Source organism: Bacteroidota bacterium (genome assembly GCA_016713765.1).
Taxonomy (GTDB): Bacteria; Bacteroidota; Bacteroidia; order AKYH767-A; family 2013-40CM-41-45; genus Pollutiaquabacter; species Pollutiaquabacter aromativorans.
This window is the reverse complement of the sequence record JADJON010000003.1, coordinates 442,019-456,804: the sequence shown is the minus strand read 5'-3', so window position 1 is coordinate 456,804 and position 14,786 is coordinate 442,019. Positions and strand designations below refer to the sequence as shown.

General features: G+C 54.6%; 11 protein-coding genes and 1 pseudogene. 5 read left to right on the top strand and 7 right to left on the bottom strand.

Annotation, left to right across the window (positions count from 1 at the left end; translation table 11 throughout):
- Positions 1–5: 5 nt before the first annotated feature.
- The 4 genes from IPJ96_12770 to IPJ96_12755 all read right to left on the bottom strand — a co-directional run bounded on the left by IPJ96_12770 (position 6) and on the right by IPJ96_12755 (position 4,506).
- Complete coding sequence (locus IPJ96_12770) at positions 6–1,070, bottom strand: acyl-CoA desaturase (GenBank protein ID MBK7911201.1); 1,065 nt, start codon at positions 1,068–1,070, stop codon at positions 6–8.
- A gap of 52 nt (positions 1,071–1,122) precedes the next feature.
- Positions 1,123–3,015 carry a DEAD/DEAH box helicase gene (locus IPJ96_12765; protein ID MBK7911200.1) on the bottom strand — a complete coding sequence of 631 codons (1,893 nt, stop codon included), beginning with the start codon at positions 3,013–3,015 and terminating at the stop codon, positions 1,123–1,125.
- Between the two features lie 209 nt (positions 3,016–3,224).
- Complete coding sequence (locus IPJ96_12760; protein ID MBK7911199.1) at positions 3,225–4,202, bottom strand: pyruvate dehydrogenase complex E1 component subunit beta; 978 nt, start codon at positions 4,200–4,202, stop codon at positions 3,225–3,227.
- 73 nt (positions 4,203–4,275) lie between these two features.
- Entirely contained in the window at positions 4,276–4,506 is a 231-nt protein-coding gene (locus tag IPJ96_12755; protein ID MBK7911198.1) for a hypothetical protein, read from the bottom strand.
- Positions 4,507–4,767: 261 nt separating this feature from the next.
- Here IPJ96_12755 and IPJ96_12750 point away from each other — a divergent pair, with 261 nt between their 5' ends.
- The 3 genes from IPJ96_12750 to IPJ96_12740 all read left to right on the top strand — a co-directional run bounded on the left by IPJ96_12750 (position 4,768) and on the right by IPJ96_12740 (position 7,194).
- The gene (locus IPJ96_12750; GenBank protein MBK7911197.1) at positions 4,768–5,502 is read left to right on the top strand and encodes an electron transfer flavoprotein subunit beta/FixA family protein; all 735 of its coding nucleotides are present in this window, start codon (positions 4,768–4,770) and stop codon (positions 5,500–5,502) included.
- 35 nt (positions 5,503–5,537) lie between these two features.
- Entirely contained in the window at positions 5,538–6,515 is a 978-nt protein-coding gene (locus tag IPJ96_12745) for an electron transfer flavoprotein subunit alpha/FixB family protein (protein ID MBK7911196.1), read from the top strand.
- A gap of 76 nt (positions 6,516–6,591) precedes the next feature.
- Positions 6,592–7,194, top strand: coding sequence for a bifunctional nuclease family protein (locus IPJ96_12740; protein MBK7911195.1), 603 nt, complete (start codon positions 6,592–6,594; stop codon positions 7,192–7,194).
- 64 nt (positions 7,195–7,258) lie between these two features.
- Here IPJ96_12740 and IPJ96_12735 read toward each other — a convergent pair whose 3' ends face one another.
- On the bottom strand, positions 7,259–8,500 hold the full coding sequence (locus IPJ96_12735) for a nucleoside permease (protein ID MBK7911194.1): 1,242 nt from the start codon (positions 8,498–8,500) through the stop codon (positions 7,259–7,261).
- A 123-nt stretch (positions 8,501–8,623) separates the two neighbouring features.
- Between IPJ96_12735 and IPJ96_12730 the strand changes: the two genes are divergently transcribed.
- Positions 8,624–9,418 carry a thymidylate synthase gene (locus IPJ96_12730; protein ID MBK7911193.1) on the top strand — a complete coding sequence of 265 codons (795 nt, stop codon included), beginning with the start codon at positions 8,624–8,626 and terminating at the stop codon, positions 9,416–9,418.
- 13 nt (positions 9,419–9,431) lie between these two features.
- Positions 9,432–9,920 (top strand): dihydrofolate reductase, encoded by a 489-nt coding sequence (locus IPJ96_12725; protein ID MBK7911192.1) that lies wholly within the window; start codon positions 9,432–9,434, stop codon positions 9,918–9,920.
- A 54-nt stretch (positions 9,921–9,974) separates the two neighbouring features.
- Here IPJ96_12725 and IPJ96_12720 read toward each other — a convergent pair.
- Positions 9,975–12,751, bottom strand: a pseudogene (locus IPJ96_12720) (sodium-translocating pyrophosphatase).
- A gap of 148 nt (positions 12,752–12,899) precedes the next feature.
- Entirely contained in the window at positions 12,900–14,729 is a 1,830-nt protein-coding gene (locus tag IPJ96_12715; protein MBK7911191.1) for a PKD domain-containing protein, read from the bottom strand.
- Positions 14,730–14,786: the final 57 nt, after the last annotated feature.

Below are 14,786 nucleotides of genomic sequence, written 5' to 3'. Positions count from 1 at the left end.
CGGACTTATCGTCCCATCCGACGCAGAAACCGCACGTGCGATAGGATCGCGTGTCGGACACTCGGAGCTTCGTAGTACGGTAATCCGTGCCGCGAACTCACTTCGCGTACGATCGGACTAATGGCTCCGTAATGCACATGGGAGATCCGCGGGAATAGATGGTGCTCCACCTGGTGGTTGAGTCCGCCGGTGAACCAGGAAACGATGCGGTTGCCGGTCGCGAAGTTGGCCGTGGTGCGCAACTGGTGCGTTGCCCAGTCGGTGTCCAGGTGATGCTGATCAGCCGCCGGGATGATGAAGTTGACTTCTTCCACCGCATGAGCCAATTGAAATACGACACTGATGATCAAGCCGGTGGTGAAGGTGTAGATCCCGAATCCGATGAGGAAGGCCGTGATACTATGGAACTGCAGCGGCAACACGACATAGAACAGTACATACAGGATCTTGGTCAGCCAGAATCCGATGTGCATCTGCAACGGCAGCTTGATGTTGTCGCGCTGGCCGATCTGGCGTGAAAAATACTTCTTGAAGTCGAGGATGAAAACCCAGGCCAGGTACATCGTGCCGTAGGCCAGCGGCCAATAGATGTACTGCCAACGATGGATGCCGATCTTCTTTTGCGCCTTCGTCATCCGGAAGAATGGCTCGATCAGAATATCGTCGTCGTGGTCGTCGATGTTCGTGTAGGTGTGGTGGATGACGTTGTGCTTGATGTTCCAGAAGAAGGAGCTTCCGCCGAGCAGGTTGAGCGACAAGGCTGCAAGCTTGTTCAGGGCCGGGTTGGCCGATAGGCTACCGTGACCGCCGTCGTGCATGATGTTGAAGCCGATGCCGGCAGTAACAATGCCGAAAAGGACACAGATCGGCGCCGCCCACCAGCCGGGAACAATCGCGAAGGCAAGCAGGATGTAGCAGGTCAGGAACGCCGAAAGCAACACGATCGACTTGATCACGTTGCGCGAATCGCCATGCATTTCGATTTTGTGCTCGGCGAAGTAGGCTTCGACTTTACTCTTGAGTTCGAGGTAGTAGGCGGAATGATTACCGCTGAATTTCAAAGTAGACATGCAGATGTATTACAGGCTGCTGCTAAGATAAGCGACCGGATTATTCGGCTATTTACCAGCGCCCCTGTTTTTTATTGTTCTTATTCACAGATTTCTTGCCGCCATAGCCGGAATACTTGCGTTCCGGGATGGAGAATCCTTCTTTTTTTGGGGCGTAATTATCCTGCTTGGCGTTTTTGCCGGTCTTCTTATCCGCGAAGCCCAACTTTCCTCCGCCGTATTCCTTTTTCGGATAACCTTTTTTCTTACCACGATCCTGTTCGTAGGAAGGTTTCGAAAATGCCGGCTTGCCCTTGCCCTTGAAATCGCTCGAATTTCTTTTCCCGCCTCCGCTCTCTTCGCCTCCGGTGCGTTCGATCCGGACCGGTCGGCCACGATGGAATTCTCCCTGGAAAGATTGTTCGAACACGGCGATCATCTTTTCATCGGTCACTTCGATGAAGGAATAAACCCCCTTCAGTTCGATGCGACCGATGTCGGAACCTTTCAGCCCCGTGATGTCGCAGACGTATCCCAACATGCGGCCTTTGTCGAATCCATCGACGGTGCCGAGGTTGATGAACACTTTCGGGCCGTTCGAACGGTACCGGTCTTGTCGCTGCTTCCCCTGATGCGCCAGGTCGACGTTCAGATCGGGAGCGTTCCGGTAATAATCGATGAAACGGTTGAACTCCATACTGATGATGCGCTTCAGTACATCCTCTTTGCTGAGATCCGCCAGTTCATGCATCGCGATCTCGGTGAATTTTTCCACACCGCGTTCGTCGACTTCCACCTCGTGAACTTTACGGATGAAGTTGATCAGTTGCTGTTCGCCGATCTCCAGCGCGTCCGGAATGCGTGACAGGTGGAATTTTGCGTTGATCTTCTTTTCGATCTGCCGGATTTTGTCCAGCTCGCGCACGTTCACCAAGGCAAGGGAAAGGCCCGATCGACCGGCCCGTGCGGTACGGCCGCTGCGGTGGGTATAGTTTTCCGATTCGTCGGGCAGGTGGTAATGGATCACGTGCGTGATGTCGCGCACGTCGATACCGCGTGCGGCTACGTCCGTCGCGACCAACACTTGCAAAGCGCGGTTGCGGTAACGGTCCATGACCTTGTCGCGCTGTTGCTGGCTCAGGTCGCCGTGCAAGGCGTCGGCGTTGTATCCGTCCTTGATCAATTGTTCGGCAACCTGTTGGGTATTGATCTTCGTCCTGCAGAACACCACGCCGAAGATGCCCGGACTCGCATCGAGTATGCGCTTCAGGGCAGCGTAACGGTCGCGTTCATGAACAACGTAGTAATGGTGTTCGAGGTTGTTGGCAGCTTCGTTCTGACGACCCATCGTCAGCTCGACGGGGTCGCGCATGTATTCTTCGGCGATCGAACGGACTTCCCGCGGCATCGTCGCCGAGAACAACCAGACATTCTTATCTTCCGGTGTATGCGACAGGATTTCGGTGATGTCTTCCTGGAAACCCATGTTCAGCATTTCGTCCGCTTCGTCGAGGATGGTAAAGCGGATGGTTTCCAGGTCCACCGCGCCTTTGCCGATCAGGTCGATCAGGCGACCCGGAGTAGCGACGATGATCTGTGCGCCCTGGCGTAACTGACGGATCTGGGTTCCGATGTTCGCGCCGCCGTAAACGGCCACGATGTGCGCAGCGGGTTCGAACTGACTGAACTTGGTTAGATCGGTCGTGATCTGGACACACAATTCGCGGGTCGGTGCAAGCACCAGGGCCTGCGTTTCGCGGGATTTGAAATCAACCCGGTCGATCAAAGGCAGTCCGAAGGCTGCGGTCTTACCGGTACCGGTTTGAGCAAGACCCACGAAATCCGTGCGGTCTTTCAGGAGGAGCGGAATGGCTTGTTGTTGAATCGGTGTGGGCTGCTCGAATCCAAGTGCAGCTACGGCTTTCAACACCTTTTCGCCCAACCCCAATTCGGGGAAATTGGACATAGTTATGGAATAGCGGGTGCAAAGGTAGTGAAAATTAGGAGATTAGAAAATAGGGAAAGGAGGGGGGACGGGAAAAAAGAAACTAGTAACTAGTAATTTGTAATTAGTAATTACAGACTAATAGCCCTAAAACCGCCCGCCTGCCGTAGCTTTAGCGAAGGCAGGAAACTCAAAACACGGAACACGAAACACGGAACACGGAACCCCTTTCACAGGTACAAAACCTCCTTCACCGCCGCGATCACACGTGCCGGATTCGGCAGGTAGGCCTCGATGAGGGTGGGAGCGTAAGGAAGCGGCACGTCGCCACCCATCACGCGTCGGATCGGCGCGTCGAGATGGTCAAACGCGTGACGCTGCACGGCAAAGGCCAGTTCGGAAGCGATCGAAGCCAAAGGCCAGGATTCTTCCACGATCACCATGCGGTTCGTCTTCTTCACGGAATTGATCAGGGTTGCGTAATCGATCGGCCGAACGGAGCGGAGATCGATCACTTCCGCATCGATGTTGTCCTTCGCCAATTCCTCAGCAGCCTTCAGGGCGACTTTCATCATCTTTCCAAACGAAACGATGGTGACATCACGACCGGCGCGCTTGATTTCAGCAACCCCGATCGGAATGAGGTACTCTCCGTCGGGAACCATGCCTTTGTCCCCGTACATCTGCTCACTCTCCATGAAGATCACCGGGTCGTTGTCGCGGATGGACGTTTTCAATAAGCCTTTTGCGTCAGCGGGATTGCTCGGCACTACGACCTTCAGACCCGGACAGTTGGCATACCAGTTCTCGAATGCCTGACTGTGCTGGGAGGAAAGCTGGCCGGCCGAGGCGGTCGGGCCCCGAAACACGATTGGCACAGGGTACTGTCCGCCACTCATGCTCATCATCTTGGCAGCGGAATTGATGACCTGGTCGATGGCTACCAGTGAAAAATTAAAGGTCATGAATTCGATGATGGGACGAAGTCCGTTCATCGCGGCTCCGACACCGATACCGGCGAAGCCTAGTTCCGCGATCGGGGTGTCGATCACACGCCGTTCACCGAACTCGTCCAGCATACCCTGACTTACTTTATATGCCCCGTTGTATTGGGCAACTTCCTCACCCATGAGGAAGACGCGCTCATCGCGGCGCATCTCTTCGCTCATGGCTTCTCGCAGGGCTTCTCGGAATTGTAATTCGCGCATAGCGTTATCGTTCTTCGCAATCGTTCGTCACGATCACTTCGGCGGACGGCAAAAGTAGGTAATTCCGGGTTTATCATTCGTCGGGATCTTCCAGTTGAAGTAACGCTCCCTGCAATTCCGATCGCGTATGTTCATCTCGTTGTTGGCTGGCTACCACGAGCCCTTCCCGCAAGGCTTTCGCCGCTTCTCCCGGTCGGTTCAGCCGGAGCAATACCTGGCCTGCCTGGTAGTACGCCGGCAGGTAATCATGTGCATGCTTCAACAAGTGGTCAAAGCATCCCCAGGCTTTGTCTAACTCGTTCATTTTGAAATATTCAAGTCCCAATGCATAACGGGAAAAACAATCCAGGGGATCGTCTTGTAAGTAGCTCAATAGCAATGGGATTCGGTCTGTTGACATCCGGTGGTCAAAAGGGGTAATTCCTTATCTTCGCGCGCCTGAGCGGTCGAAGAAAAACGGCCTTTCGTACGAAATTACGAAGTATTGCCGGAACCTTATTCCGGATCCGCTGTTCAACTAACCGGACGTTCGGTTCGTCCGACCGCCAACGACAGACGTGTCATCATGAAAATCCTGGTTTGTATTTCCAACGTGCCGGATACCACGGCGAAGATCAATTTCACTCCGGATAACAAAGAGTTCGTCTCTTCCGGCGTGACCTTCATCCTGAATCCCTACGACGAGATCGCTTTATCCAAAGCGGTGGACCTTGCTGCCACCGGCGGTACGGTGACGGTGATCAACATCGGCGACGGTACCACCGAACCGACGATCCGGAAAGCGCTGGCAATTGGTGCTACCGACGGAGTTAGGATCAACGCGGCTCCACGCGACAGCTACTTTGTTGCCGCCCAGATCGCCGACTATGTGAAAAAGAATCCCTTCGATATGATCCTGTGCGGCCGCGAGTCGTCAGACAACAATGGCGCGACTGTTCCGGCGATGATCGCCGAAATGCTCGGTATTCCCTGCGTGCCCTCCGCCAAGAGTTTGCAAGTGGAAGGCGGACAGGTCGTGATGGAGCGGGAGATCGAAGGCGGTAAAGAGATCGTTGCCTGCCCCACACCGCTGGTAGTCGGCGCTTCCGAAGGCATGGCCGAATGGAAGATCCCGAACATGCGGGGGATCATGTCCGCGCGTACGAAACCCTTGCAGGTAGTCGAGCCGGTGGAAGTTCCACAACTTGTCCGGACCGTCTCATACGACAAACCCGCTCCGCGCAGCGCGGTGAAAATGATCGCTGCCGAAGATGCGGCGAAGTTGTTCGATATCCTTCGCGAAGAGAAAAAAGTCATCTGATCCGGTCCACGGCCAATCACTTTTAGCAGATCATCATGTCAGTACTCGTTTACGTTGAAAATCTCCAGGGACGGTTCAAGAAATCCGCTTTCGAACTGGTCTCCTATGCCAATGCCATTGCCGGCAAACTCGGCATGCCACTCACGGCCTTGTCCATTGGCGAGGTCAGCGCGGAAGAACTTGCCCGCCTGGGCAAATACGGTGCGGCGAAAGTACTATCCGCGACCGACGCCCGCCTCAGGCAAACCAACATCCAGCCATATAGCACGGTGGTCGCCGAAGCCGCGAAATCGGCCGGAGCGAAGATCGTAGTGGTGCCGGCCAGTTTTTCCGGTAAGGCCATCGCTCCACGGGTTGCAGTGAAACTCGGTGCAGGTTATGCCGATAACGCGATCGATCTTCCGCAAATGGATGGTGCGTTCATCGTAAAAAAGGGTGCTTACTCGGGCAAGGCCTACGCCTTCGTGGAAGTTGTCTCCGAGAGCAAGGTCATCAGCCTGGTGCCGAATTCCTATAAGGTAGTGGAGGCCGCTGCTGCCGGTACTGTAGAAGTGTTTACGCCTGCTGTTCCCGACAGCGACTTTGCCTTGCAGGTGAAAGAAACGGTTCGCGCTACCGATAAAGTTTCCCTGCCCGACGCTGAACTCGTCGTCTCCGCCGGACGCGGAATGAAAGGACCGGAGAACTGGGGAATGATCGAGCAGTTGGCTGACGTATTGGGTGCAGCTACTGCTTGCAGCAAACCGGTTTCCGACGCCGGCTGGCGCCCGCACAGTGAGCACGTGGGGCAGACCGGTATCGCCATCTCGCCGAATCTGTACATTGCTGTCGGTATATCCGGAGCCATCCAGCATTTGGCCGGAGTCAGTTCGTCGAAAGTGATTGTTGTTGTCAATAAGGACCCTGAAGCCCCGTTCTTCAAAGCGGCGGATTATGGAATTTGCGGAGACGCGTTCGAAGTAGTGCCGAAGCTCATCGAGGCTGCCAAGACGTTCAAAGCAAGCCAGAATTGATTCGTTTCACCCAGAACTCAGGAGAATTTTCTTATATTCGTTTAGGTAATGCCGGGGTACCAGCTCCAGCTTTTCTATGAAAAAAATAAAACTGGACATCATCGGCCTCAGCTACAGCCAGACGCAAAGCGGGGCCTATGCTTTGGTATTGGGTGAAGAAGGAGGGAAGCGCCGGTTGCCGATCATCATCGGCGCGTTCGAAGCGCAGGCAATCGCGATCGAACTCGAAAACATGACGCCCACCCGGCCGTTGACCCACGATCTGTTCAAGTCCATGGCCGGATCGTTCGACATCGACGTCGAAGAGGTCATCATCTTCAACCTGCTCGAAGGCGTGTTCTATGCAAAGCTCATTTGCAACAACGGTGAAAAACGGATGGAGATCGATGCCCGCACCAGCGACGCCATCGCCATCGCGGTTCGCTTCGGCTGTCCGATCTACACATACGAGTTCATCCTCTCTACCGCCGGCATCATCGTTGACGAGAGCGCTGAAGGCGGAGAAGAGCAACAGGTAGTGGAGAAACCCGCGGTGACCACCACGAAATTGTCGGAAGGCGAATTGTCCGCAGCCAGCACGGACGAATTGAACGAGATGCTCACGAAAGCGCTCGAAGAGGAAGCCTACGAACGCGCCTCCCGTATCCGGGACGAGTTGAACAAACGAAAGAGCAACTGATCAGCATTCATGAAAATGAAAAAGCAGCCCGGACAGGCTGCTTTTTTTATTTCGATGAAGCGGTTCAGTGACGGACTTCGGTAACGGCACCCGTTTCGTGCTTGTACTTGAAGGCGAATGGAAAGATCAGCCCGAGGATCAGGGCATAAATGGTGAAAACCATCCAGATGCTGGGCCAGTCGCTGACGCCGTTCAACGTATAATGATCCACCACGAGTCCGCTGCCATAGCCGCCGATCATCGCGCCGATGCCGTTGGTCATGAACATGAACAGTCCCTGAGCACTGGCGCGCATGCTCTGCGGCGCTTCTTTCTCGACGAATAACGACCCGGAGATGTTGAAGAAGTCGAACGCCATGCCGTAGATGATCATCGATAGAATCAGCAAAGGTAGTCCGCTGCCGGGATTGCCGATGGAGAACAAGCCGAAGCGGAAAACCCAGGCGAACATACTCATCAACATGACCTTCTTAATGCCGAATTTCTTCAGGAAGAAAGGTATGGTCAGGATGAACAGTGTTTCGGAGATCTGCGAAATGGAGAGCAAGAGGATCGGATGTTGAACGGCGAAGGTGTCGGGGAAGGTCGACTGGAAGCTGTCGAGGAAGGCACCGCCGAAAGCGTTGGTGATCTGCAAGGCGGCACCAAGGCACATGGAAAAGAAGAAGAAGATCGCCATCTTCCGGTCTTTGAAGAGGACGAATGCGTCCAGACCGAGCTTACTGGCAAGCGAGGAACCGTTATTCGCCCGCAAGGGCTTACAGGCCGGAATGCTGAATGCGTAAAGTCCGAGAAAGAGCGCTGAAACACTGGAAAAGATCAGTTGCATGTTGTTCGACTTCCAGCCGGCCAGGTCCACCGTCCACATGGCAACAATGAAGCCCACCGTTCCCCAGACCCGGATCGGTGGGAATACTTTGATGATATCGTACTTGTTGCTTTCCAATACGATGTAGGACACGGTATTGTTGAGCGAAATGGTGGGCATATAGAAGAACGAATTCAGGAGCATGACCAGGAAAAAGGTGTCGGGATCCGTAACGGTGGAAGCCCAATACAACATGCCCGCCCCCAGCAGGTGGCAAATACCGAGCAGCCGTTCGGCGTTGATCCATTTGTCAGCAATGATTCCCGTAATGGCCGGCATGATGATCGAGGCAATGCCCAGGGTAGAGAAGACACGTCCGATCTGCTCTCCGCTGAAATGCAGGGAGCCGAACAGATACCCGCCGATCGAGATCAGCCAGGATCCCCACACGAAGAACTGGAGGAAGTTGAGAATGGTCAGTCGCAGCTTGATGCCCATAGGAATCGATTTGAGGTCGAAAGTTAGTCGAATTGACGAAGAAACAAACGGGTCGGTCCCGGGCGGGGGCTTCTTTTCAACAGCAACAGCAGACCCGCTGTTGGTGCGTATCTTTACCGCAGGATGAAACAGTATCACGAGCTACTCAGCTACATCATGGAACATGGTGCCGATAAACAGGACCGTACCGGTACAGGTACACGTTCCGTTTTCGGATACCAGATGCGGTTCAACCTGCAGGAAGGATTTCCCCTGGTAACGACCAAGAAGCTCCACACCCGGTCCATTTTTCATGAACTCTTGTGGTTTCTCAAGGGAGAGACCAACATCCGGTATCTGCGGGAGAACGGGGTGACGATCTGGGACGAATGGGCGGATGCCAACGGCGACCTGGGTCCTGTCTACGGTTCTCAGTGGCGGAACTGGAAGGCGACGGATGGTCGTGTCATTGATCAGATCAGCCAGGTGATCGATCAGATCCGCAAGAATCCGGACTCACGCCGACTCATCGTCAGCGCCTGGAACGTCGGGGAGATCGATAAAATGAAATTACCCCCCTGCCACCTGCTGTTTCAGTTTTACGTCGCCAACGGTCGCTTGTCCTGTCAGCTTTATCAACGTAGTGCGGATTCCTTCCTGGGTGTTCCGTTCAACATCGCTTCCTATGCCGCCCTGGTTCATATGGTCGCGCAGGTTTGCGATCTGCAGGTAGGTGATTTTGTCCATACACTGGGTGACGCCCATATCTATACGAATCACTTTGAACAAGTCCGGCTCCAACTCAGCCGTGAGCCGCGTCCCTTACCGACGCTCCGGCTCAACCCCGAGGTGAAAGATATCTTCGCGTTCCGTTTTGAAGACCTGGTGATCGAAAACTACGATCCTCATCCTCACATCAAAGCGGCGGTAGCCGTTTGATCCTGTTGTCACGATGATCTTATCCATCATAGTTGCAGCCTCGGAGAATGGCGTGATCGGTACCGGGAACAAGTTGCCCTGGCGGTTATCGGGTGACCTCCAGCGCGTGAAAGCCATCACCATGGGACACCACCTCATCATGGGCAGAAAAACCTATGAGTCCATTGGTCGGCCTTTACCGGGCCGTACCACGGTGATTATCAGTCGTAGCAGGGATTTACAGGTTCCGGGTTGTATCGTGGTGGGTTCACTGGACAAGGCGATCGAGGTGAGTCAGACAGATTCGGAGTCGTTCATTTTTGGCGGAGGCGAGATATTCCGGGCCGCTTTGCCTGTCACGGATCGGATCTACTATACACGCGTTCATTGTCAGGTTACCGGCGATACCCATTTTCCCGATCTGGATCCCGACCAGTGGCAGGTCATCAGGGAAGAGCGTTTTCCTGCGGATGAAAAGAACGAGTACCCCTGTACCTTTACGCTCTTCGAACGAAAGAAGTGATTGCAAAAAAAATGTCCGCCATTGGCGGACATTTTTTTTAATGCTGGTTGAAAGTTACTTCTTGCAGCAATCGGATTTCTTTTCCGGACAAGGCGTTCCGCTTCCGCATTTGATGCCTTTGGCTTCGCAGGCTTTCATGCAGGCTTCGCTGCATTGGCCGCCGCCATGGCAATTCATGCCTTTTTGTTCGCAGTTCTTCATGCAGGCGGCATCGCAACCGGATGCGCAATCGTGGTGGCTATCTTTTGCCGGACAAGCTTTTCCGTGTCCGCAATCCATGCCTTTTTCTTTACAGGCCTTCATGCAGGCCTCGTCACAGGCAGCTTGATGCTCAGGGCATGCTTTGCCGTTTCCGCAATCGATGCCTTTTTCTTCGCAACGCTTTTTACAAGCATCGTCACAGGCCTTGGCTTCGCCGTGACAACCGGAACCGTTCGATTTGCAAACGCTCATACAAGCGGCCTGACGGACGTGGCACTTGCCGTTCTCGGTCATGACACAATCCGTACTGTCGAGTTTGCCTTCCGCCATCCACTGCGCACAGGTCGTGGAATCGATCACGCAGTTGCCCAGGGAATCCATCGCGCACTCCGACTGCATGCCGTCGCAGGATTTCATCTCACCGTGACATTCGGTTTTCGCCTTGCAGCAATCGTCGCCCATACCGGCGCCATGACCGCCGCCGTTTACGGCAATCAGCGGCGCGATGGTTAAGCCGACCAGTGAACTCAGCTTGATCAGGATGTTCATCGAAGGGCCGGAAGTATCCTTGAAAGGATCACCAACCGTATCACCGACTACAGCCGCTTTGTGGGGCTCGGATTTCTTGTAATAAGTCTGGCCGTTGATCTCAACACCTTTTTCAAACGACTTCTTGGCATTGTCCCAGGCGCCGCCGGCATTGTTCTGGAAAATAGCCCAAAGGACACCACTCACCGTTACACCGGCCATATAAGCGCCCAGCGCTTCAGGACCCATGACGAGGCCGATGATGATCGGCGTGACAATAGTGATGATACCCGGAAGCATCATCTCACGAAGAGCGGCGGCGGTGGAGATCTGTACACAACGACCATACTCCGGCTTTCCGGTTCCTTCGAGGATCCCCGGGATCTCCCGGAACTGGCGACGAACTTCGTTCACCATGTCCATGGCAGCTTTGCCAACCGAATTCATGGCAAGCGCGGAGAAGACGACCGGCACCATGCCTCCGATGAAGAGCGCGGCAAGCACCTTCGCGTCGAAGATGTTGATGCCCTGGATGCCCGTGAACGTCACGTATGCGGCGAACAGTGCAAGAGCCGTCAGTGCCGCGGAAGCGATGGCAAACCCTTTACCGATAGCGGCAGTGGTGTTGCCCACCGAGTCGAGTACGTCTGTCTTCTCGCGTACCTCGGAAGGAAGTTCACTCATCTCGGCAATACCGCCGGCGTTGTCGGCGATCGGTCCGAATGCATCGATGGCAAGCTGCATAGCCGTGGTCGCCATCATGGCGGAGGCGGCGATACCCACACCGTAGAAACCGGCCAGCAGGTAAGCGCCCCAGATCGCTCCGGCGAACAGGATGACCGGCATGGCTGTCGAAAGCATACCGGTGCCGAGACCCGCGATGATGTTGGTTGCCGCGCCGGTAGCGGATTTCTGGACAATCGAAAGGACCGGCTTCTTGCCGAGTCCGGTGTAGAATTCGGTGATGTAGGAAATGGCGCCGCCGACGAACATGCCGATCACGACCGCCCAGAAGACGTTCATGGACGTGGTCGTCATCTCGCTGAACTCTCCTGCGTTGAACACGCTCATCGTGATCGTTTCAGGAAGCATGAGCCGGATCAGGAAGAAAGAAGCTACTACGGCCAGCAGGATGGAAAACCAGTTGCCTTTGTTCAGGGCCGACTGCACGGTGTCAGTGTTGGCCTGTGCATTGTCGGCAACCCGTACGAAGAAAGAACCGAGGATCGATGCGAGAATACCGACACCGGCAATGGACAACGGAAGGAGGATCGGACCGATCCCGCCGAAAGCGTCTTCGATGCCGCCCATATCGCGGATGATGTAGTTGCCCAGCACCATCGACGCAAGCACCGTTGCTACATACGAACCAAAGAGATCGGCTCCCATACCCGCAACGTCACCGACGTTGTCGCCAACGTTATCAGCGATCGTGGCCGGATTGCGGGGATCGTCTTCGGGAATACCCGCTTCCACTTTGCCGACGAGGTCTGCGCCAACGTCAGCGGCTTTGGTATAGATTCCACCACCGACGCGAGCGAACAGCGCGATCGATTCCGCACCGACCGAGAATCCGGCTAGTACTTCGAGCACCTGGGTCATTTGCTCGTAGCCGGCCATTTGGCCATTCATGAAGTACTGATAGAAGAAGATGAACAAGAGGCTCAAGCCGAGTACCGCAAGGCCGGCAACGCCGAGTCCCATAACGAGTCCGCCGGAAAAGGAGACATTCAAGGCCCGGGCCAGCGAAGTGCGGGCGGCCTGCGTGGTGCGAACGTTGGCTTTGGTCGCGATGCGCATTCCGATGAAACCGGCCAATGCACTGAAGATGCAGCCGATCACAAAGGAAAGTACGATCAGGATGTGCGAGGACTCAACGATTTGAGACAGAATTCCCAACGCGGTACCGGCAATCACCATATAGATGGCCAGGATCCGGTATTCTGCACGCAAAAGGCCATGGCGCCTTCGGCGATGGCGGTGGCGATGCCCTGCATCTTGGAATCACCGGCATCTTGCGCGGTTACCCACTTGGCTTTCAGGGCCATATACAGAAGACCGACGACACCCAGAACCGGTACGACGTACAAGAAATTTTCCATTTTAACGCTTTTTTGAAGGGCTGCAAAGGTAAGCCATCAGAGCAAAAAACCAAATTGCCCTTGAAGGTAAAAGGCCCTGAAAAACAGAAACTTGCAAGGTCCCCGCAGGAGCCCTTGCAAGTTTCGCAGGATGATTACCAGCCTTGAATTAACGGGCGACAACCAGCCGCACCAACCGTGCTACACCGTCTGATTGAACCCGCAGGAAATATACACCCGCTTGCAGGTTGCCGGATTCAACATCCAGCCGATACCGGTGACTGCCGGCGGCCATGGATTGGTCACTCAATACGCTCACAGGTCGTCCCATGATGTCGAGTAACTCCAGGCGAACATCGGTGCGGCTTGCCGTGCTGAAATCGATATTGAATGCTGTGGACGAAGGATTCGGAAATACACGAAGACCGAACAGATCTTCATGACCGATTGCCTCCAGGCCAGAAACAGTGATCGTGAACGATTGCACCTGCTGTTCCCACCCACAGTGATTGAAGGCGGTCAATACCACCTCGTAGGTGCCGGTGGATGCATAGGTGTGCAAGGGGTTCAGCGCGGTGCTGGTATCGCCATCGCCGAAATCCCAGGAGAGTGAATCGAAATCGGCACAGGTGGATGTGAACTGTACCGATGAACCCGTAGCACTGTACGTGAAATTGACGGTCGGGAATGGAGCGTTGAGCTGGCCGGTGAGCGAAAATGGCGCTGCGGCCCAATTGTTACTGTCGTCGGTCTCGAGGATCCAGTTGTTGGGGTCGGTGATCGAAACGATATAATAATCGCCGTTGCAGACGCTGTCCAAAATGATCCATTGACCATAGAGTGAGGCCGAGTAAATATCCAATGAGCCGACAAAGATGCCCTGATCGCGGCTGCATCCCGTCACTGATCCAAGACCGTAATTCGCGATGTTGGCATTGTAGCGGATTTGACCGGTGGTATCAACGCAATAACCATTTCCGGCTGTACACTGTCCGAGGTTTACCAGGCAATAACTTTGCTTGTTACCGGTGCCGATGACGGGCCAATCCGGCGGAGTCTTGCCGTGCCAGGCTTTCCGAAGGGTGTATTCCGCCCAGCCGTCGAGGTGAATGTGACCGTGTTGAGGATGATAGGCCATCGTACCTGCTTGGCGAACATAGGAGGTCATCGTATTGAACGATTTGTGATAAACGGTCTGCTGTACGATTTCCTTTGGCGAACTTCCGTCGGGGCAAGTAGTGCTGCAATTCACGGGAACGGTATCGCAATAACAATCACCGGTGCCGTGGATCTCGAGTGGACCCCAGCCGATGTTGGGCGTGGCATTGTTGACGAACAGGGTGTCGTTGCGTTCATAGGATCCATCCAAAATGGCTTGTTCGGATGCGGTCATGTCCGGCAGTAAATCGCAATCCTGCGTGCCATCCGGGCAAATGCAGAGTGCTGGTCGCAGCATGTTACAAGGTTCCAGACCGTGTGGAGTAGGGTCGCTGCCAAAGGTCAGCGACCAGGTATCCACCGTACCCGAATCGGCTCCGGCCATATCCGTTACGACCAGGAACCAGGTGCCGTTTGGATCCTGCCCGTTGTTGAACAAGGCCATATCCTGGTCCGGATCATATTCTCCGGTGTAAGGCGGAATATTGCCGGTGGCGGAGATCATACCGTTCACACTCATCCCGCGAAAACAAGTCCCGGTGAAATTGTCACCGCCACCGCCGTGCCGGTTGCAAAGATCCAACAGCAAACTATCGGGACTCATCAACTGCAGTCGCAAGTCATTGGTATACGTATGGGTAATGTCGAGGCAAATGCGTTCGAGTCCGAAGGTTGTACTGTCGATACTGTTCGGTAGGCCACTCACGACACACGGAAAATACTGGGCCTGTGGTGTTCCATTCAGATCGTGGATCGGGCCACCACTTCCGTTGAAAGTTTGTGCTGATGCAGGGTGCTGCAGCGACAACCAGGTGATGGTGAAGAGTAGCAGATAGCGCATGATTTCCTTTTTAGCGTTGACAATTTAACAGGAAATCCGCAGAAATGAAACAGGCGA